A 234-nucleotide genomic window follows, 5' to 3' on the forward strand; every position below is an offset into this window, starting at 1 on the left:
ATTGTTGAAGGAGGCGATCAAGTTGTTGTCGCACTTACCCACAAAGCAAAGAATGCCAATACTTGGATGGGTTTTGACGTAACGGGCAAAGATTTAACGTGGACAAGTCTTACCTATTTTCGTTTCAATAATGAAGGCAAGGTTATCGAAGAAATTGTAGAGAGAAACGAGTTAAGCATGGCAACTCAGTTGGGGCTGCAGGTAACTCAGTGAAGGTTGATCGAAGAACCATAG

General features: G+C 42.3%; 1 protein-coding gene. It reads left to right on the forward strand.

The annotated features are described in order from the left end of the window. On the forward strand, positions 1 to 213 hold a 213-nt coding region (locus A3712_RS21670), incomplete at its 5' end, for an ester cyclase (RefSeq protein ID WP_197465888.1). Between the last annotated feature and the right edge of the window lie 21 nt (positions 214 to 234).

This window comes from Vibrio sp. HI00D65 (genome assembly GCF_001635455.1).
GTDB lineage: Bacteria > Pseudomonadota > Gammaproteobacteria > Enterobacterales > Vibrionaceae > Vibrio.